Here is an 18,707-nt window from a genome sequence, read left to right as displayed (position 1 = left end):
GCAGCACCGCCGCCACCCCGGGCGGGACGCCCGGGCGCAGCCGGGCCGGATCCGGCCGGGCCGCGTCCGCGCCGAGCAGCCGCAGGCCGAGCCGGCCCAGCCCGTACACGTCGGCGCGGGTGTCGACGACGGCGAGGGGGTCGTCCTGCTCCGGCGCCATGTAGCCGGGGGTTCCGGCGCGGGCGGTGAGACCGGACGCGGCGGCGAGCGCCTTGGCCAGCCCGAGGTCGGCGATCAGCACCCGTTCGCCGTCCGGCGTGGACCGGAAGAGGACGTTGCCGGGGGTCAGATCGCGGTGCACCACGTCGTGGCGGTGCAGGACGGCGACCCCGGCGGCGATCTCGGCGAGCACGGCCAGCGCGACCGGCACGGGCAGCGGGCCGCCCGCCAGCCGGTCGGCCAGGCTGCCGCCGTCCGCCCAGGCCATGACGAGGTACGGCCGGCCGTCGGGCAGCTCGCCCACCGCGTGCACCCGGACCAGCCGTTCATGGTCGAGCCGCCGCAGCAGCCGGCCCTCGTCGAGGAAGCGTTCGCGGACCCGCAGGTCGTGGTGCCAGTTCTCGGCCAGCACCTTGATCGCCACCCGGGCGTCGAGGACCGGGTCGTGGCCCAGCCAGACCGTCGCGAACGACCCCGCGCCGAGCAGCCGCTCGATCCGGTAGGGCCCGATCCGCCCCGGACTGGTCACCGCGTCACCCCCGCCGCTGCGTCTCGACGGTAGACGGTCATGTCGGGAAACCGACGAACCGTGGCCGCCTCCGGGGAGACCAACAGGTCAGGACAACCCGATCCGGAGGAGGAGATCCCCATGCACCGTCTCCCGTACCCCATCGTCTCAGCCGCGCTAACCGTGGCCGCGCTCGTCGCGGTCGCCGCCGCGCCCCCGGCCGTCGCCGCCGCGCCGCTCCACCCCCGGCACGGCGTCGACGCCGGTGCGACGGCACCCGGCCGGGCCGCCACCGCACCGGGTCCCGTCGTCGGGGACCAGACCCAGGTCATGAGCGTGCGGGGCGCCGGGCCGTTCCGGATCGGCGCCGACCTGGCACGCCTGTCGGCGGCCGGGCTGATCGACTGGACGGCACCCGGGTGCGACGGCGTGGTCCAGGCGGGCGTCACCGGGGCCTGGGCGGGCCAGATCATGCTGGCCTTCGTGGGCGGCCGGCTGGTGGAGATCGGCACCGCCACCGTGCCGCCCTACTCCCCCGCCGGCGCAGGGGTCGGCATGACCTTCGACGAGCTGGAGGAGATCTACGGCCCCCGGGGCGAGCTGATCACCAACAACGCCGGGGACGAGTCGGGCTACCTGGTGCGGTACGGCTCGCGGGTGGAGCTGTTCACCGGCCACCCGATCCGGCCGGGTGTCGGCTACTTCCAGGTCGGCCCGGCCTCCTTTGTCGAGCGCGGCTTCCGGGAGGGCCGCCCCTGCTGACCGGCGACCGGCGGGGCGACCCGGTCCACGGGCGCCCCGCCCCCGCCCAACACGCACATTGATGTCCGGCGCACGACGCTACATCAATAGACAATGCTGGTGGCACACAATCGCTGGACCTGGCCGCTGGTCGCCGCGAAGGTCGCCCTCGACCTGGCGTTCGCGGTGCCGGTGGCGTGGCTCGTCCTCACCGACCGGCTGCTGAATCCCGAGTTCGTGCAGCGCGTCGACTGGCTGCGCGACGGCGCCAACCTCGACATCGTCTACTCGGTCGCGCAGCGCCGGCACCGGCCAGCCGGGGTCCGAGCGCCGATCAGCTTGCCGTGCCCGCGCCGCGCCCGGCGCGAAAACGCCGCTCGGCCCCGGCCGCCACGGCTCAGCCGACCGCCGCCATCACCTCGTCGGAGACGTCGAAGTTGGCGTAGACGTTCTGCACGTCGTCGCAGTCCTCCAGCACGTCGATCAGCTTGAAGACCTTGCGGGCGCCGTCCTCGTCCAGTTGCACGTTCATGCTGGGGATGAGGGAGGATTCGGCCGACTCGTACTCGATGCCGGCGTCCTGCAGGGCGGTGCGCACGGCGATGAGATCGGTCGCCTCGGAAATCACCTCGTACGCCTCGCCGAGGTCGTTGACCTCCTCCGCGCCGGCGTCGAGGACCGCCATCATCACGTCGTCCTCGCTGGTGCCGGCCTTGGGGACGATCACCACACCCTTGCGGGAGAACATGTACGACACCGAGCCGGCGTCGGCGAGGGACCCACCGTTGCGGGTCAGCGCCGTGCGGACCTCGGTCGCCGCCCGGTTGCGGTTGTCGGTGAGGCACTCGATGAGCATCGCGACGCCGTTCGGGCCGTACCCCTCGTACATGATGGTCTGCCAGTCGGCACCGCCGGCCTCCAGGCCGGAGCCGCGCTTGACCGCCCGGTCGATGTTGTCGTTCGGTACGGAGTTCTTCTTCGCCTTCTGGATGGCGTCGTAGAGCGTCGGGTTGCCGGCCGGATCGCCGCCGCCGGTGCGGGCCGCAACCTCGACGTTCTTGATCAGCTTGGCGAACATCTTGCCGCGCTTGGCGTCGATCACGGCCTTCTTGTGCTTGGTGGTCGCCCACTTTGAGTGGCCGGACATCTGCTACCTCCGTCTGTTGATCACGCCTGCGTCGACTGCCCGCGCCAACTCCACTTCTCCACCGGCGTACGACGGGCCGGCCGGCTCTGCGTGGATGGCCGCGGCGGGCGCGGAGCCCTGCCGAACCGCGGCAATCCTACCGAGGTGGCGCGGGTCGGTGTCACACCCGGCACCGGCTCGCCCGGCGGCCGACGCGCCGAGGGGCCCGCCCGACGTCCGGGCGGGCCCCTCGGGTACGGCCAGGCGGCACGGGCCGAGTACCGCCAGGCGGCACCGACCCGGGCATGGCTCACGCCGTGCGGATTGGGTGCCGGCCAGGCGGCGCGGACCAGGTACGGCTCAGGCGGCGCGGACCAGGTCCACGAAGTAGCGGTGCAGCCGCAGGTCGCCGGTCAGCTCGGGGTGGAAGGAGGTGGCCAGCAGGTTGCCCTGCCGGACCGCGACCACCCGCCCGGCGGCCGGCCCCTCGGTCACCTCGCCCAGGACGTCGACGCCGACGCCGACCCGCTCGACCCACGGGGCCCGGATGAACACCGCGTGGAACGGCTCGCCCTCGACCCCGGCGAGCCGCACCGGGGCCTCGAACGAGTCGACCTGCCGGCCGAACGCGTTGCGCCGCACGGTCATCTCGATGCCGGCGAAACCGCGCTGGTCGGGGCGGCCGTCGAGCACCTCGGTGGCCAGCATGATCATGCCGGCGCAGGAGCCGTAGACCGGCATACCGGCGGCGATCCGCTTGTCGATCGGCTCGCGCATCTCGAAGATGTCGGCGAGCTTGCTGATCGTGGTGGACTCGCCGCCCGGGATGACCAGGCCGTCGACCGCGTCCAGTTCCTCGGGCCGGCGCACCGGGCGGACGTGCGCGCCCACGCCGGTCAGGGCCGCCACGTGCTCCCGGACGTCGCCCTGGAGCGCGAGCACACCGATGGCGGGTGCTGCCGTCACGTTCGCTCCTCTCCTCGGCTGTGAGGAGTGGCCCCTCCTATACCGAAAGCGTTAACAGGGGCCCCTCCTTGCACGTCACCAGCCGCGCTCGGCCAGGCGGTGCGGCTGCGGGATCTCGTCGACGTTGATGCCCACCATGGCCTCGCCGAGGCCCCGGGAAACCTTGGCCAGCACGTCCGGGTCGTCGTGGAAGGTGGTGGCCTTCACGATCGCGGCGGCGCGCTGGGCCGGGTTGCCGGACTTGAAGATGCCGGAGCCGACGAAGACGCCCTCGGCACCGAGCTGCATCATCATCGCGGCGTCGGCCGGGGTGGCAATGCCGCCGGCGGTGAACAGCACCACCGGGAGCTTGCCCGTCTCGGCGACCTCCCGGACCAGCTCGTACGGGGCCTGCAACTCCTTGGCCGCGACGAACAGCTCGTCGGTCGGCAGGGAGCTGAGCCGGGCGATCTCCTGGCGGATCTTCCGCATGTGCATGGTGGCGTTGGAGACGTCGCCGGTGCCGGCCTCGCCCTTGGAGCGGATCATGGCCGCGCCCTCGGTGATGCGGCGCAGCGCCTCGCCCAGGTTGGTCGCCCCGCACACGAAGGGGACGGTGAAAGCCCACTTGTCGATGTGGTTGGCGTAGTCGGCGGGGGTCAGCACCTCGGACTCGTCGACGTAGTCCACGCCGAGGGACTGGAGGATCTGGGCCTCGACGAAGTGCCCGATGCGGGCCTTGGCCATGACCGGGATCGAGACGGCGTTGATGATGCCGTCGATCATGTCCGGGTCGCTCATCCGAGACACCCCGCCCTGGGCGCGGATGTCGGCGGGGACCCGCTCCAGGGCCATCACCGCGACGGCACCGGCGTCCTCAGCGATCTTGGCCTGCTCGGCGGTGACCACATCCATGATCACGCCGCCCTTGAGCATCTCGGCCATCCCGCGCTTGACGCGGGCGGTCCCGACGACGGGGGTGGTGCTGGCGTTCGGGGAAGTGGTTTCGGGCACGGGTCATCGCTCCTTGGCGTGCTCGGGGGGTGGCTCAGCTGAATGCTACGACGGGTGCAACGCCACTCCGACAGCCAATCAGACCCACGGTGGCCTGCCCTGTGGCCGTCATCACCCCACCGGCAGCGGCTCAGGCGGGCACGTCGGTGGGCAGTTCGAGGGTCGGGTCGTCGATGTCGAAGTAGCGCGGCCAGGGGTGTCGCCGCCCCATCCGCAACAGCCGCACCAGGGGGCGGCCGCGGGCGGACCGGGCGTCGCGGACCAGGTCGGTGTGCACCTGGCGGGCCAGCGCGAGCCGCCGGCTCGCCGCGATCACCGCCTCGCATTCCGGGTCGGTCGGGTCCAGCCGCACCGCCCGCAACTGCCGGGTGAGGTCGTTCTCCGCGGCCTCCCGCTCCTCCGGCTCGGCGTCCAGGGCGATCCGGGCCGCCGCGTACAGCTCCACGCCGTAGCGCCGCTCGGCCAGCACGGCCGCCGCCGCGGCGCGGCGCAGCAGGTGCGCGTCGAGGGCCCGGGCCGCGGAGTCCGCGCGCACGCGCAGCCGCTCCACCCGGCCGGCGGTCCAGATCAGGTACGCCGCGACGAGCCCAACGAGCAAGCTCGCGCCCACCACCCACCACATGCCCGGCATCGTAGTGCTGCTCCGTTCGCCTCGTCCGGGGTGCGGCGGACGCCGACACCCCGGTCACCCCGGCCACCCGGCCCTACGGGGTCACCCCGCTCGCCGGCCCGCCGGTCTCAGCCGAGCCCCGCCCACTCCTGGTCGATGACCCGCCCGTCGGTCGCCTCGATCGCCGCCGCGTACACCTCCAGGACCCGGCGGGCGACCACGGGCCAGTCGAAGTGCGTCACCACCAGGTCTCCGCAGGCGGTCAGCTCGGCCCGCCGCGCCGGGTCGTCGAGCAGCCCCGCCAGGGCCGCCCGCAGCGCCACGGCATCGCCGGTGGGGAAGAGGTGTCCGGCCCGGCCGCCGTCGAGCACCCGGCGGAACGCGTCCAGGTCGCTGGCCACGACGGTGGTGCCGGCCGCCAGGGCCTCGGTGAGGATCATCCCGAACGACTCCCCGCCGGTGTTCGGGGCCACGTAGAGGTGGACGCTGCGCAGCATCCGCGCCTTGTCGGCCTCGGAGACCAGCCCGAGGAAGGTGACCCGGTCGCGCAGCGGGGCGGGAAACCGGTCGAACAGGTCGTCCGGGTCGCCCGGCCCGGCCACCAGCAGCCGCAGACCCGGCCGGGAGCGGGCCAGCTCGACGAACGCGTCGCGCAGGATCGGGAAACCCTTGCGGGCCTCGGTGAACCGGCCGAGGAAACCCAGCGCGCCGCCCTCGCCGGGCCCGCACTCCCCGGGCCAGCCGGGCAGCGGGGCCGCGTGGCTGAACTTGGCGACGGTGACCCCGTTGGGGATCTCCACCGCGCCGCCGTCCATGTGCTCGACCTGGACCTTGCGCGCGAGGGCGCTGACCGCGATCCGGGCGGTGATCCGTTCCAGCACGATCTGGAGCACGCCCTGCGCGGCGGCGAGCACCCGGGACCGGGTCATCGCGGTGTGGAAGGTCGCCACCACCGGCCCCTTGGCCGACAGTACGGCCAGCATCGACAGGCTCAGCGTCAGCGGCTCGTGCACGTGCAGCACGTCGAACTCGCCGCGGGCGATCCAGCGCCGGACCCGGGCGGAGGAGACCGGACCGAACGCTATCCGGGCCACCGACCCGTTGTACGGCAGCGGCACGGCCCGGCCCGCCGGCACCACGTACGGCGGCAGCGGGGAGTCCTCGTCGGCGGGGGCGAGGACGCTCACCTCGTGCCCGAGCCCGAGCAACGCCTCCGCGAGGTCCATCACGTGGTTCTGCACCCCGCCCGGCACGTCGAAGGAGTACGGGCACACGATGCCGATCCGCATTCCAGCGCCCCTTCGCCTCAGGCCGTTCCGGCGGCGGCCGGCGGCCCGGCGGCGGGCCGGGACCCGTCGTCGCCGGTGCCGCGCTGATCCAGCCACATCCGCTGCAACATGTGCCAGTCTTCCGGATGCCGGGCGATGCCCGCCGCCAGACCGTCGGCAATGCGCTGGGTCAGCACCCGGACCCGCTGGTCCAGCGGCCCACTGTCCGCCTCGGGCAGGGGCAGCGGGCCGGCGATCGAGGCGCACGCGGCGTCCGGTTCGTACCACATCGAGGTGACGTAGAGCGGCGCGCCGGTGCGGATCGCCAGCAGCGCCGGGCCGGCCGGCATCCGGGTCCGCGCGCCGAAGAAGTTGACCTCCACCCCCCGGGCCGACAGGTCCCGGTCGGCCAGCAGTGGCACCACCGCGCCGTGGCGCAGCCGGTCCACCAGCACGTCGAACACGGGGCGGTCCCCGCCGTGGGTGGGCAGGATCTCCATGCCCAGGCCCCGACGGAAGGCGAGGAAGCGCTGGTAGACGCCCTCGGGCTTGAGCCGTTCGGCGACCGTGGTGATCGGCCAGCCGGTGGCGGCCACCCAGGCCCCGGCGGCGTCCCAGTTGCCGGCGTGCGGCAGCGCCACCACCGCGCCCCGGCCGGCGGCCACGTCGGCGGCGAGCTGGTCGATGCCCTCGGGGGCGAGCCGGAACCCGGCGAGGATCTGCTCGCGGCTCAGCGCTGGCAGCCGGAACGCCTCCATCCAGTAGCGGGCGTAGGAGCGCAGGCCGCGGCGGACCAGGTCGTCCAGCTCGGCCTCGGGCAGCTCGGGGCCGACGACCCGGCGCAGGTTGGCGCGCAGTCGGGCCGTACCCCCGCCGCCGGCGCGGTGGGCGCGGTCGGCACCGGCCCGGAAGGCCGCGGCGACGACGGGCCGGGGCAGCGCGCGGGCCAGGCGCCAGCCGGCGACGTAGCCCAGCTCCGTGAGGTTCACCCCCGGGACCCGCTCGGCGTGGTCGCGTGGGCCTGCCGGTACACGTGGGCCATCCGCTGCCCCACGGTGAAGATCGAGACGGCGGCCAGCAGCCAGAGCGCGACCTGTAGGGCGTACGGGACGCCGACGCCGGTGAGCAGGCCGCCGACGCCGACGATGAGCAGCCGTTCGGTGCGCTCGGCGATGCCGACGTTGCAGGTCATCCCCAGCCCCTCGGCGCGGGCCTTGACGTAGGAGACGAGGCCGCCGGCGGCCAGGCAGATCAGCGCGGCGGCGACGCCGGCCTGGTCGCCCTCCCTGGCCAGCCAGTACGCCACCGCGCCGAAGACGGCGCTGTCGGCGACCCGGTCCATGCTCGAGTCGAGGAACGCGCCGAAACGCGTCGAGCCGCCGCTCATCCGGGCCATCGTTCCGTCGAGCAGGTCGGTGAGCGCGAAGACCGTCACGATGAGGGCGCCAGCGACGAGGTGCCCGCGGGCGCCGAAGCCGAGCGCGCCGACGAGCACCCCGAAGGTGCCGGTCACGGTGACGGCGTTCGGGGTCACGCCCGCGCGGAGCAGGCCGCGCGCGATCGGCTCGACGACGCGGGTCATCCCCGCCCGGGCCGACACTTGGAAGATCTTCGCCATGGCGGTCCCACGATAACGGCCGACACCCCGCGACGGTACGCCCCGGTCGCCGACCCGCCCGGGGAAGTCTTGTGTCGGCTCCGCAAGAGGTGTGAGATCGAGTGTGGGGGTGATTTAGCTCACCCGCCGGACCGTCCCGTACCCGTCGCGCAGCGGATCACCGGAGGATGTCGCCGCGGCAGAAGCACCGGGCCGCTTCTCCGTCGCGCGCGGCGGTCGCCACCCACCACCGGTTAAGGGAGGTGCGCCCATGGCGCAGAGGAGTCAGGAGAAGGGGGCCGCCGGCGGCGCGCCGACGGTGACCGAGCCCGGCGGGGTACGCAACGTGGTGCTCGTCGGCCACTCCGGGGCGGGCAAGACCACCCTGGTCGAGGCGCTGCTCGCCGCCACCGGCACGATCGGCCGGGCCGGCACGGTCGCCGACGGCACCACGGTCTGCGACCACGATCCGGCGGCCGTACGCCAGCAGCGCTCGGTGAGCCTGGCCTGTGCCCCGTTGGTGCACAACGGCGTCAAGATCAACCTTCTGGACACCCCCGGCTACGCCGACTTCGTCGGCGAGCTGCGCGCCGGCCTGCGGGCCGCCGACGCCGCGCTGTTCGTGGTCTCCGCCGTCGACGGGATGGACGCCGCCACCGCCGCGCTCTGGGAGGAGTGCGCCGCCGTCGGCATGCCCCGGGCTGTCGCGGTGACCCGGCTGGACCATCCGCGCGCCGACTTCGACGAGGCCGTGGCGCTGTGCCAGCGGGTCTTCGGCGACAACGTGCTGCCGCTGCACCTGACGATGCTCGGCGACGACGGCGAGTCGGTGGCGGGGCTGCTCAACCTGGTCACCCGCCGGGTCTTCGACTACACCGCCGGCCTGCCGGCGCAGGTACGCGAGCCCGACCCGGAGCACCTGCCGGCGATCGCCGAATCCCGCAACGAGCTGATCGAGGGGATCATCGCCGAGAGCGAGGACGAGTCCCTCATGGACCGCTACCTCGCCGGCGAGGAGATCGACACCGACGTGCTGGTCGCCGACCTGGAGAAGGCCGTCTCCAAGGGGCACTTCCACCCGGTGCTACCGGTCTGCGCGGCGACCGGGGTCGGCCTGGACGTGCTGCTCGACGGCCTGGTCTCGGCGTTTCCCTCACCGCTGGAGCACGAACTGCCCGCCGTCACCGGCGTGGACGGATCCCCGCGCCCGCCGCTGACCTGCGACCCGGCCGGCCCGCTCGTCGCCGAGGTGGTCCGCACGACGGTGGACCGGCACGTGGGGCGGGTGTCCCTGGTCAGGGTCTTCTCCGGCACCCTGCGCCCCGAGCTGACCGTGCACGTCGCCGGGCACGGCATGGCCGAGCGGGGGCACCCCGACCACGACGCCGACGAGCGGGTCGGACACCTCTACACCCCGCTGGGCGCGACCCTGCGCGAGGTGGGCGCGTGCGTGGCCGGCGACATCTGCGCCATCACCAAGTCGGGCAGCGCGGAGACCGGCGACACCATCTCCGCCAAGGCCGACCCGCTGTTGGTCGCACCATGGGAGATGCCCGAGCCGCTGCTGCCGGTGGCGGTCGTCGCGCACAGCCGCGCCGACGAGGACGCCCTGGCCCGCAACCTGGCCCGGCTGGTCGCCGGTGACCCGACCCTGCGGCTGGAGCGCAACCCGGAGACCCACCAGCTCGTGCTGTGGTGCATGGGCGAGGCGCACGCCGACGTGGTGCTCGACCGGCTGCGCGCCGGCGGCGCCGAGCTGGACACCGAGCCGGTGCGGGTGGCCCTGCGGGAGACTCTCGCCGCGCCCGCGAAGGGGCACGGCCGGCATGTCAAGCAGTCCGGCGGCCACGGCCAGTACGCCGTCTGCGACATCGAGGTGGAGCCGCTGCCCCGGGGCGCGGGGTTCCAGTTCGTCGACCGGATCGTCGGCGGCGCGGTGCCGCACAACTACATCCCGTCGGTGGAGAAGGGCATCCGGGCCCAGCTGGAGCGGGGCGTGGTCGCCGGGCACCCGGTGGTGGACCTGCGGGTGACCCTGGTCGACGGCAAGGCGCACAGCGTCGACTCCTCCGACGCCGCCTTCCAGACCGCCGGGGCCCTCGCCCTGCGCGACGCCGCCGAGAAAGGCCAGCCCATCGTGCTGGAGCCGGTCGACGAGGTGGTCGTCCGGGTGCCGGGCCACACCGTCGGCGCGGTGCTGGGCGACCTGGCCGGCCGGCGCGGCCGGGTGCTCGGCACCGAGCCCGACCCGGACGCCGAGGGGCACACGCTGGTCCGCGCCGAGGTGCCGGCCGTCGAGCTGCTGCGGTACGCCGTCGAGCTACGCGCCCTCACCGCCGGCACCGGCACCTTCCGCCGCCACTTCACCCACTACACCCCCGTCCCTTGACTCGCCCCTCCCTCCCCGCCCCGACGATCAAGAAGCTTGCGTCCAGACATAGATCAACTCTGACGCACTTCTCTTGATCACCCCAGCGGCGCACGCTGGGGCGGCATTGTGGTTAGGGGCGGATGGGTGACGTGGGGGGCACGGGCCAGTAGGGGCGGTCGGCGGAACGCAGGGCCGCCGTGCGCAGCGCCGCCAGTTGGCGTTCCACCTCGGCGAAGTGGTCCGGGGTCAGCGGGCCGAGGGCCAGGGCGGCGACGTTCTCTTCCACCTGGGCGACCGTGCGACAGCCGGGGATCGGGATCGCGCGGTCGCTGCGCGCCCAGATCCAGCCCAGCGCACCCTGGGCGAGGGTACGCCCGTCGGCGGTCAGCGCGGCCCGTACCGCACCGACCCGGCGCAGCCACTCCGGGGCGGGACGACCGCTGCGGAACCATTCCAGCCAGCTCGCCGTCGCCCCCCGCACGTCGTCACGGGGCAGCGTGGAGCCGGCGCCGTACTTGCCGGTGAGCAGGCCCATGCCGAGCGGGCCACGGTTGATGCTGGCCAGGTCGTACTTGTCGCAGACGGCGAGCAGCCCGGGGGCGTCGCGCAGCACGGACAGGTCGTGCTGCACGGCGGTGCCGAGGCGGGCGCCCTGGCCGACGGCGGTGGCCCGGTCGACCCGGTCGGTGCTCCACCCGTACGCCCGGATCAGCCCATCGGCGACGAGGTCCTCGCAGGCCGCGAACAGCGCCTGCGCCTGCGGCACCGGCAGGTCGCCCAGGTGTAGCTGGTAGAGGTCGATGCGGTCGGTGTCCAGGCGGCGCAGCGAGTCGACCACGGCCCGGCGCAGGTACGCCGGCGAGGCGTCCTGCCCGGTGGCCTGGCGGGTCAACTCATCGAACGTGTAGCCCCACTTGGTGGCGATCACGGCCTCGTCCCGCCGGCCGGCGAGGGCCCGACCGAGGATCCGCTCGCCGTGCCCAGCCCCGTACGTGTCGGCGGTGTCGAAGAGGGTAACGCCGAGGTCGAGCGCCCGGCGGACCGCCCGCACCGACTCGTCATCGTCGACCGCGCCCCAGCCCAGCGGCTGGGCGCCCTCGGCCCAGGGGCCGCCGATGGCCCAGCAGCCCATGCCGAGGGCGCCGACCTCGATGCCGCTGCGGCCCAATGTCCGTGTCGTCACTGCCATCGCCAGATCGTGCCACTCCACGCTGCGGCGGGGGCAACGAATTCACCGCAACGACACGACCCCGGCCACGGACTGTCAACCCGGCCAGGCGCGGATGAACAGGTTCCGGGTGTCGGCGAGCAGTTGCGGCAGCACCTTCGTCTGCCCGATCACCGGCATGAAGTTGGCGTCGCCGCCCCACCGGGGAACCACGTGCTGGTGCAGGTGCTCGGCAATGCCGGCACCGGCCACGCCGCCCTGGTTCATGCCCAGGTTGAACCCGTGCGCGTTGCTGACCCGCCGCACCACCCGCATGGCGGTCTGGGTGAACGCCGCCAGCTCGGCGGTCTCGGCGAGGTCGAGGTCGGTGTAGTCGGGCACGTGCCGGTAGGGGCAGACCAGCAGGTGCCCCGGGTTGTAGGGGTACAGGTTGAGCACCGCGAAGACACGCTCGCCCCGGGCCACCACCAGGCTCTCCTCCGCCGGCAGCCTGGGGGCCAGGCAGAACGGGCAGCCGTCGGGCTTGTCGTACCCACCCTCGGGACGGTCCTCGCCGGAGACGTACGTCATCCGGTGCGGAGTCCAGAGCCGTTCCAGCCCGTCGGTCATGCCGTTGCCCGCATGCCGTTCCAGCCCGTCGGTCACGCCGTTGCCCGTGTGCCGTTCCGCCCCTGTCACGCCGTCGATCCTACGTTCCCGGCGGCGTCCGCCCCAGCCGTGCGAACCGGCGGCCGGCAGCCGGCGACCGGGTGGGGTCGGCGCGCGGACGCCGGGTCGGACAGGGGGTGAAACGAGGGGCCGCGGCTCGCGGCGGGACCGGACCTCAGACCTCGGCTGACGGCCCGGTGTTGCTGCGGGAGTTGACCACGTCGAGCACGTGGGCCACCGCCTCGGCGGTCGGCACGCCGTTGCGTTGCGAGCCGTCCCGATACCGGAACGACACCGTGCCGGCGGCCACGTCGTCGTCCCCGGCGATCACCATGAACGGGATCTTCTGCTGCTGGGCCGTACGGATCTTCTTCTGCATCCGGTCGTCACCCGCGTCCACCTGGGCCCGGATGCCCTCGGCGCGCAGCGCCGCGACGAACCCGCGCAGGTAGTCGGTGTGGTCCTCGCGGATCGGGATGCCCACCACCTGCACCGGGGCCAGCCAGGCCGGGAACGCCCCCGCGTAGTGCTCGGTGAGCACGCCGAAGAACCGCTCGATCGAGCCGAACAGCGCCCGGTGGATCATCACGGGCCGCTGCCGGGTGCCGTCGGCGGCCTGGTACTCCAGGCCGAACCGCTCGGGCAGGTTGAAGTCGACCTGGATCGTGGACATCTGCCAGGTCCGGCCGATGGCGTCCTTGGCCTGCACGGAGATCTTCGGCCCGTAGAAGGCCGCGCCGGCCGGGTCGGGGACCAGGTGCAGGCCGGACTCCTCGGCGGCGGTGCGCAGCGCTTCCGTCGCCCGCTCCCAGTTCTCGTCGGTGCCGACCGACTTCTCCGGGTTGCGAGTGGACAGTTCCAGGTAGAAGTCGTCCAGGCCGTAGTCGCGCAGCAGCTCGAGCACGAAGGCGAGCAGGGACTTCAGCTCTCCCGCCATCTGCTCCTCGGTGCAGAAGATGTGCGCGTCATCCTGGGTCATCCCCCGGACCCGGGTCAGGCCGTGCACCACACCGGACTTCTCGTACCGGTAGACCGTGCCGAACTCGAACATCCGCAGCGGCAGCTCCCGGTAGGAACGCCCCCGGGACCGGAAGATCAGGTCGTGCATCGGGCAGTTCATCGGCTTGAGGTAGTAGTTCGCGCCCTCGACCTCCATGGGCGGGAACATCCCGTCGGCGTACCAGTCGAGGTGCCCGGAGACCTCGTACAGGTGCCCCTTGGTGATGTGCGGGGTGTTGACGAAGGCGTACCCCGCCTCCTCGTGCTTGATCCGCGAGTAGTTCTCCATCTCCCGGCGGATGATCCCGCCCTTGGGGTGGAAGACCGCCAACCCGGAGCCGAGCTCGTCGGGGAAGCTGAACAGGTCCAGGTCGACGCCGAGCTTGCGGTGGTCGCGGCGGGCGGCCTCCTCAAGGAGCTTCAGGTACGCCTTCAGCTCGTCGCGGGTCGGCCAGGCGGTGCCGTACACCCGCTGCAACTGCGGGTTCTTCTCACTGCCCCGCCAGTACGCGGCGGCCGAGCGCATCAGCTTGAACGCGCCGATCAGCCGGGTGTTCGGCAGGTGCGGGCCCCGGCACAGGTCCGACCAGCAGACCTTCTCCTCCTTGGCATCGAGGTTGTCGTAGATGGTCAGCTCGCCACCGCCGACCTCCATCACCTCGGAGGAGTCCAACCCCTCACCCTTGACGGCGCCCTGCTCCTGATCGCCCTTCAGGTCGACGAGCTCCAGCTTGAACGGCTCGGCGGCCAGCTCGGCCTTCGCCTCGTCGAGGCTGGCGAACCGCCGCCGCCGGAACCGCTGCCCGGACTTGACGATCTCCTGCATCCGCTTCTCGAGCTTCGCCAGGTCGTCGGGCTGGAACGGCTTGTCGACGGCGAAGTCGTAGTAGAAGCCGTTCTCGATCGGCGGGCCGATGCCGAGCTTCGCCTCCGGGAAGACGTCCTGCACCGCCTGGGCGAGCACGTGCGCGGTCGAGTGACGCAGCACGTTGAGCCCGTCCGGGGTGTCGAGGGCGACCGGCTCGACGGTGGTGTCCTCGGCCGGCACCCAGTCCAGGTCGCGCAGGTTGCCCTGCGGGTCGCGGACCACGACGACCGCCTTCGGACCGCTGGACGGCAGCCCGGTCGCGGCCACCGCGTCGGCCGCCGTCGTCCCGGCGGCGACGACGACGGGGTCGGCCACGACGGGGATACGGGGTGCGGACACGGTGACTCCTCCAGCTGACGACAGATGCGGCCGGCTGACCGCCCCCGCTGATGCTAGCGGGCAAGGAAGGGCCCCTTCTTATCGCATTCCGTAGAGGAAGGGCCCCTTGTTAACGCCGGGCCCGGCAGCGGGTCCGACGGCAGCCGGCGCGGATTGAACCTTTCGGCCGTCCCAGCCGAACTATCGGGTGAGGCCGGTGTCGGTGCGGCCGGAGGAAGACGAAGGGCGGGCGAGAGTGGCGATGATCGGCAGGGACAACCGGCGGCTCCGGATCTCGGCGGCGGCCGTCCTGGCCGTCGTCGCCGCCGCGCTGGGCTGGCCGGGCACGGCGCTGGCGGCGGACGTGACGAGCACCCCTTCGCAGGCCCGGCAGGGCGACCCGGTACGGCTGGAGATCGTCGTTCCCGAGGAGCGCCCGGGTGCCCGGACCGAGCGGATCGAGCTGCGGCTGCCGGCGGCGGCGCCAGTCGGCGAGGCGTACCCGATGTCGGTGACCGGCTGGGCGCCCCGGATCACTACCCGGAAGCTGACCGAGCCGATTTCCGGCATCCACGGCACGACGATGGACACGGTCACCGCCTCGGTGATCTGGGCCCGGGCCAAGGGGGCCCCCGCCGGCCCGGCCCGGCTCGCCGTCTCCATGGGGCCGCTGCCCCAGGCCGACCGGATGGTGTTCGAGGTGGTGCAGACGTACTCCGACGGCACGGTGGTGCGGTGGGCCGACCCGGCCGGCAGGCCGCGTCCGGCCCCGGTGTTGACCCTGCTGCCGCGGCGAGCGGACATGGTGGGCAGCCGGGCACGCGCGCACGCCGGGGGGCCGTCGGACCGGGCGGCGGCCGCCATCTCCCGACGACGACGCGGAGGGCGACCGCGGGAAAACGGACGCCCTACTGGCGGCGGGGTTGGTCGCGGGGCTCGGCGGCGGCGCCGCGCTCGGCTGGCTGGCGACCCGGTGGCGGCGACGGACCGACCCGGACGGGGCGGGCGGGCACGAGCTCGACGAGCTGCGCCGGATCCTCGACGGCGACCTTCCCCCGCCGGGCGCGGACGCGACGGTCGCCGCGGCGCAGGAGCCGCAGCCGGCGGGGCGGTAGGCCAGGCGGGGCCGTAGGCCAGGTGGGGCGGCAGAAGCGGTAGGAGAGACGGGTGGGGAACGGGGATGGTCAGTCGACCCAGCCGGGCAGGGGCTCACGGGCGGCGAGCCAGTCGGCGGGTACGCCGCCCGGCGTACCGACGCCGGTGTGGGCGGCCACGACCGCCCCGACGATGGCTGCCGTGGTGTCCACGTCCCCGCCCGCCTCGACGCAGGCCCGGATCGCCGCCGGGTAGTCGTCGAGGTGCGTCGCCGCGACCCAGAGCGTGAACCCGACGGTGTCCTGCGCGGTCACCCGGGAGCCGTTGCCGAGCGCGTCCACGGCGACGGCGAGGGGGCGGCCCAGCAGGCCCGCCGCGCGGCGTACCCTCTGGTGCACCTCGCCGCCGGAGTCGAGGGCGGCGGCCACCGCGGCGAGCAACCGCGACGGCGGCGGGCGGTCCCCGTCGAGGCGGGCCCGGGCGGCCAGGGCGGCGGCCACGGCCACCGCCACCGCGCCGGCGATCCCCTCCGGATGGGCGTGGGTGATCTCGGCGCAGGCCCGCGCCTGGGCCGCCGCGTGCCGGGTCGAGTCGGCGAACCAGGCCCCGAGGGGGCCCACCCGCATCGCCGCGCCGTTGCCGCACGAGCCCTGCCCGTCGAACGCGGAGGCCGCGGCGACGGGCCACGGCGTGCCGGTGCGGATCAGCCGCAGGATGGTCACCGCACCGGGCCCGTAGCCGCGGTACGGCTCGCAGCGGTGCGCGAAGGCCAGCGCCAGCCGGTCCCGGTCGATCTCCCCCGCGCCGACCAGCTCGGCCACCACGGAGCAGGCCATCTCGGTGTCGTCGGTCCACTGCCACGGCGGCGGCGGGAACCGGCCGGCGGCGAGGTCCGCGGGCTGTCGACCAGGCACGAAGAACTGCGAGCCGAGGGCGTCGCCGACGGAGAGGCCGTGCAGGCTGTCCCGGGCGAGTGCCGTACGGGTGTCCGCGAAGAGCGTGAAAGGCATGGCGGTACCAGCTTGCCCTGTCGCGGGGTGCGCCGCAACGCGCCCCGCTTGCCCCGGCGAGTACGGTGCTGACGTGGCCACGGTGCTCTTGGTCGAAGACGACCACGTCGTACGCGGCGCGATGTTGCGGTCCCTCGCCGAGCGTGGGCACGCCGTGCACGCCGTGGGCACCGCGCTGGAGGCGCTGCGCCGGGTCGCGGCGCAGGCTCCCGACCTGGTGGTGCTGGACCTGGGCCTGCCCGACCTCGACGGCTCGGACGCGCTGCGGATGCTGCGCGGGATCACCGACGTGCCGATCATCATCGCCACCGCCCGCGACGACGAGCAGTCGGTGGTACGGCTGCTGCGGGCGGGCGCGGACGACTACATGGTCAAGCCGTTCACCGGGGCGCACCTGGACGCCCGCATCACCACCGTGCTGCGTCGCGCCGGCCGGGCCAGCCGGAGCGTGCAGCCGGCCGTGCACACCGTCGGCGGCCTGCGGGTGGACGTCGGCGAGCGCAGCGCCCTGCTCGACGGGGTGCCCCTCGCGCTGACCCGCAAGGAATTCGACCTGTTGGCGTATCTCGCCGCCCGGCCGGGGCGGGTAGTGTCCCGCCGGGAGCTCTTGGAGGAGGTATGGCGGCAGCCGTCGGTCGGCGAGGACCAGACCATCGACGTTCACCTGTACTGGCTGCGCCGCAAAATGGGCGAGTCCGCGGCGAAGCCGCGCTACCTGCGCACCGTGCGGGGGGTGGGCTTCCGGTTGGTGGCCCCGGACTGAGGGTCACGCTGGCCTGGCTCACGGCCGGCATGTGCGCGCTCGTGGCGCTCGCGTTCCTGGTTCCCCTCGGCATCAGCCTCGGCGAGCAGGCCCGCAAGGAGGCCATCGCCGATGCCGCCCGGCGTAGCGCGCTGGTCATCGGGGCCCTAGCGGTCAGCACCGAGCCCGCGGTGGTCCAGCGCGCGGTGGAGGCCAGTGGCGAGGACCCGGCGACCCGGCCGGTCGTGCACGGGCTGGGCGGCGACGACACGACCGGCCGGGCCGACACAGCGGCGCTGGCCCGGGCCGTCGCCGACCGGCGTTCCGTGGTCACGGACGTGCCGGGCGGGGTGCTTCGGCTCGATCCGGTGGTGCTCGGCGACACGGTGGCGGTGGTCGAGGTGTTCGTCCCGGGCTCCGCCCTCGACGAGGGCGCCACGGGGCGCTGGCTGCTGCTGGCGGCGGTGGCGGCGGCGCTGGTCGGTGCCGCCGTGCTGGTGGTGGACCGGGTCGCGGCCCGGGCGGTCGACTCGACCCGGGGGCTGGTGCAGGCCGCCCTCGCCGTGGGCGACGGCGACCTGGGGGTACGCGTCGAGCCGAACGGCCCGCGCGAGCTGGCCGAGGCCGGCTACGCGTTCAACCGGATGGCCGACCGGTTGGTGACGGCGCGCACCGACGAGCGGGAGCTGGTGGCCGACCTGTCGCACCGGCTGCGTACCCCGCTGACGGTGCTGCGGCTCGACGCCGAGGGGCTGGACTCCGACGACACCAGCGTGGGCTCGTTCACCGAGGCGGAACTGGACCGGCGGCGCACGATCCGGCGGATCCGGCAGGCGATCGTCACCTTGGAGGGCGAGATCGACGTGCTGATCAAGACGACCCGCAAGGCCGTCGCCCACGAGGCCGGTCCGGCGATGTGCGACGTCAGCGAGGTCGTCCGGGACCGGATGGTGTTCTGGTCGGCCCTCGCCGGGGACCAGAACCGCCCCCACCGGGTCAGCGACGGCCAGTTGCGCATCCCGGCGCCGGTGCCCCGCGCCGAGTTGGCCGCCGCGCTCGACGCGGTGATCGGCAACGTGTTCCGCTACACCCCGCAGGGCACCGCGTTCGAGGTGGCGGTCTCCCGTCGGGACGGGTACGTGGCGATCCGGATCGACGACGCCGGCCCCGGAATCGCCAACCCGGACCGGGCGTTGCGCCGGGGTGCCAGCGACCAGGGCTCCACCGGCCTGGGCCTGGACATCGCCAAGCGGGTGGCGTTGCAGGCCAACGGTTCGGTGAGCATCGACCGGGCCCAGCTCGGCGGGGCCAGCGTGGTGATGCTGCTGGCCGACCCGGAGGCCATCCCTCGACAGGTCAACCGGTTCGGCCTGGTCGGGCGGATGGCCCGGGACGCGCGGGAGCAGAAGGCGGAGGGCCGTCGCTGGCCCCGCCGGCGGCCCTCGGCCGGCTGACGCGGCAGGCCGCTCGTTCCGGCGGGTTGTGCGAAGACGCAAGTCTTTCTTAGATCCGGATTAACC

The 18,707-nt window shown here is 73.8% G+C and carries 17 protein-coding genes and 1 pseudogene; 6 read left to right on the top strand and 12 right to left on the bottom strand.

Translation table 11 applies throughout. The features are described from left to right. Positions 1 to 688: serine/threonine-protein kinase (locus MCAG_RS25120; RefSeq protein WP_007075761.1), on the bottom strand; the 688-nt coding region annotated here is incomplete at its 3' end. 120 nt (positions 689 to 808) lie between these two features. On the opposite strand from MCAG_RS25120, the gene MCAG_RS25115 reads away from it, so the two are divergent. Then, a complete protein-coding gene (locus tag MCAG_RS25115) occupies positions 809 to 1,429 on the top strand; it encodes a hypothetical protein (protein WP_036375169.1) in 621 nt (206 codons plus the stop codon). Between the two features lie 376 nt (positions 1,430 to 1,805). On the opposite strand, the gene MCAG_RS25110 is transcribed toward MCAG_RS25115, so the two are convergent. The 7 genes from MCAG_RS25110 to pgsA all read right to left on the bottom strand — a co-directional run bounded on the left by MCAG_RS25110 (position 1,806) and on the right by pgsA (position 7,989). Next, positions 1,806 to 2,555, bottom strand: a complete 750-nt coding sequence (locus tag MCAG_RS25110) for a YebC/PmpR family DNA-binding transcriptional regulator (RefSeq protein WP_007075759.1) — start codon at positions 2,553 to 2,555, stop codon at positions 1,806 to 1,808. Between the two features lie 339 nt (positions 2,556 to 2,894). Then, positions 2,895 to 3,500 carry a pyridoxal 5'-phosphate synthase glutaminase subunit PdxT gene (gene pdxT, locus MCAG_RS25105; RefSeq protein ID WP_007075758.1) on the bottom strand — a complete coding sequence of 202 codons (606 nt, stop codon included), beginning with the start codon at positions 3,498 to 3,500 and terminating at the stop codon, positions 2,895 to 2,897. Between the two features lie 75 nt (positions 3,501 to 3,575). Then, positions 3,576 to 4,493, bottom strand: a complete 918-nt coding sequence (gene pdxS / locus MCAG_RS25100; protein WP_007075757.1) for a pyridoxal 5'-phosphate synthase lyase subunit PdxS — start codon at positions 4,491 to 4,493, stop codon at positions 3,576 to 3,578. Positions 4,494 to 4,623: 130 nt separating this feature from the next. After that, complete coding sequence (locus tag MCAG_RS25095; protein WP_007075756.1) at positions 4,624 to 5,124, bottom strand: hypothetical protein; 501 nt, start codon at positions 5,122 to 5,124, stop codon at positions 4,624 to 4,626. Positions 5,125 to 5,231: 107 nt separating this feature from the next. Next, positions 5,232 to 6,392, bottom strand: coding sequence for a glycosyltransferase family 4 protein (locus MCAG_RS25090; protein ID WP_007075755.1), 1,161 nt, complete (start codon positions 6,390 to 6,392; stop codon positions 5,232 to 5,234). Positions 6,393 to 6,409: 17 nt separating this feature from the next. Further along, positions 6,410 to 7,360, bottom strand: coding sequence for a phosphatidylinositol mannoside acyltransferase (locus MCAG_RS25085; RefSeq protein ID WP_036375163.1), 951 nt, complete (start codon positions 7,358 to 7,360; stop codon positions 6,410 to 6,412). After that, positions 7,357 to 7,989, bottom strand: coding sequence for a phosphatidylinositol phosphate synthase (pgsA, locus tag MCAG_RS25080; protein ID WP_007075753.1), 633 nt, complete (start codon positions 7,987 to 7,989; stop codon positions 7,357 to 7,359). Before pgsA ends, MCAG_RS25085 begins: the two co-directional genes overlap by 4 nt. Positions 7,990 to 8,239: 250 nt before the next feature. Between pgsA and MCAG_RS25075 the strand changes: the two genes are divergently transcribed. After that, positions 8,240 to 10,357 carry an elongation factor G-like protein EF-G2 gene (locus MCAG_RS25075; protein ID WP_007075752.1) on the top strand — a complete coding sequence of 706 codons (2,118 nt, stop codon included), beginning with the start codon at positions 8,240 to 8,242 and terminating at the stop codon, positions 10,355 to 10,357. A gap of 112 nt (positions 10,358 to 10,469) precedes the next feature. On the opposite strand, the gene MCAG_RS25070 is transcribed toward MCAG_RS25075, so the two are convergent. The 3 genes from MCAG_RS25070 to thrS all read right to left on the bottom strand — a co-directional run bounded on the left by MCAG_RS25070 (position 10,470) and on the right by thrS (position 14,361). Further along, positions 10,470 to 11,528, bottom strand: a complete 1,059-nt coding sequence (locus tag MCAG_RS25070) for an aldo/keto reductase (protein ID WP_007075751.1) — start codon at positions 11,526 to 11,528, stop codon at positions 10,470 to 10,472. A 75-nt stretch (positions 11,529 to 11,603) separates the two neighbouring features. Further along, entirely contained in the window at positions 11,604 to 12,185 is a 582-nt protein-coding gene (locus tag MCAG_RS25065; protein WP_036375160.1) for an HIT domain-containing protein, read from the bottom strand. 145 nt (positions 12,186 to 12,330) lie between these two features. Then, on the bottom strand, positions 12,331 to 14,361 hold the full coding sequence (gene thrS / locus MCAG_RS25060) for a threonine--tRNA ligase (RefSeq protein WP_007075749.1): 2,031 nt from the start codon (positions 14,359 to 14,361) through the stop codon (positions 12,331 to 12,333). Between the two features lie 241 nt (positions 14,362 to 14,602). Here thrS and MCAG_RS36365 point away from each other — a divergent pair. Beyond that, positions 14,603 to 15,064 (top strand): annotated as a pseudogene (locus MCAG_RS36365) (DUF1775 domain-containing protein); the annotation flags it as partial. 199 nt (positions 15,065 to 15,263) lie between these two features. Beyond that, entirely contained in the window at positions 15,264 to 15,455 is a 192-nt protein-coding gene (locus MCAG_RS35200) for a hypothetical protein (RefSeq protein ID WP_036375154.1), read from the top strand. 69 nt (positions 15,456 to 15,524) lie between these two features. Here the strand turns inward: MCAG_RS35200 and MCAG_RS25045 are convergent, their stop codons facing one another. Beyond that, positions 15,525 to 16,445: an ADP-ribosylglycohydrolase family protein gene (locus tag MCAG_RS25045; RefSeq protein WP_007075747.1), complete on the bottom strand. Its 921-nt coding sequence runs from the start codon at positions 16,443 to 16,445 to the stop codon at positions 15,525 to 15,527. Between the two features lie 73 nt (positions 16,446 to 16,518). On the opposite strand from MCAG_RS25045, the gene MCAG_RS25040 reads away from it, so the two are divergent. Continuing rightward, positions 16,519 to 17,208, top strand: coding sequence for a response regulator transcription factor (locus tag MCAG_RS25040; protein ID WP_036375151.1), 690 nt, complete (start codon positions 16,519 to 16,521; stop codon positions 17,206 to 17,208). A 29-nt stretch (positions 17,209 to 17,237) separates the two neighbouring features. Then, positions 17,238 to 18,641 (top strand): HAMP domain-containing sensor histidine kinase, encoded by a 1,404-nt coding sequence (locus MCAG_RS25035; protein ID WP_007075745.1) that lies wholly within the window; start codon positions 17,238 to 17,240, stop codon positions 18,639 to 18,641. The last annotated feature ends 66 nt before the right edge of the window (positions 18,642 to 18,707 follow it).

The organism is Micromonospora sp. ATCC 39149 (assembly GCF_000158815.1).
In the GTDB taxonomy this organism is placed as follows: Bacteria; Actinomycetota; Actinomycetes; order Mycobacteriales; family Micromonosporaceae; genus Micromonospora.
This window is presented reverse-complemented; position numbering and strand designations above follow the sequence as displayed.

Coding starts and splice junctions, on each gene's coding strand:
- MCAG_RS25115 (WP_036375169.1), top strand. CDS start 809: ATGCACCGTCTCCCGTACCCCATCGTCTCAGCCGCGCTAACCGTGGCC.
- MCAG_RS25110 (WP_007075759.1), bottom strand. CDS start 2,555: ATGTCCGGCCACTCAAAGTGGGCGACCACCAAGCACAAGAAGGCCGTG.
- MCAG_RS25095 (WP_007075756.1), bottom strand. CDS start 5,124: ATGCCGGGCATGTGGTGGGTGGTGGGCGCGAGCTTGCTCGTTGGGCTC.
- MCAG_RS25090 (WP_007075755.1), bottom strand. CDS start 6,392: ATGCGGATCGGCATCGTGTGCCCGTACTCCTTCGACGTGCCGGGCGGG.
- pgsA (WP_007075753.1), bottom strand. CDS start 7,989: ATGGCGAAGATCTTCCAAGTGTCGGCCCGGGCGGGGATGACCCGCGTC.
- MCAG_RS25075 (WP_007075752.1), top strand. CDS start 8,240: ATGGCGCAGAGGAGTCAGGAGAAGGGGGCCGCCGGCGGCGCGCCGACG.
- MCAG_RS25070 (WP_007075751.1), bottom strand. CDS start 11,528: ATGGCAGTGACGACACGGACATTGGGCCGCAGCGGCATCGAGGTCGGC.
- MCAG_RS25045 (WP_007075747.1), bottom strand. CDS start 16,445: ATGCCTTTCACGCTCTTCGCGGACACCCGTACGGCACTCGCCCGGGAC.
- MCAG_RS25035 (WP_007075745.1), top strand. CDS start 17,238: ATGTGCGCGCTCGTGGCGCTCGCGTTCCTGGTTCCCCTCGGCATCAGC.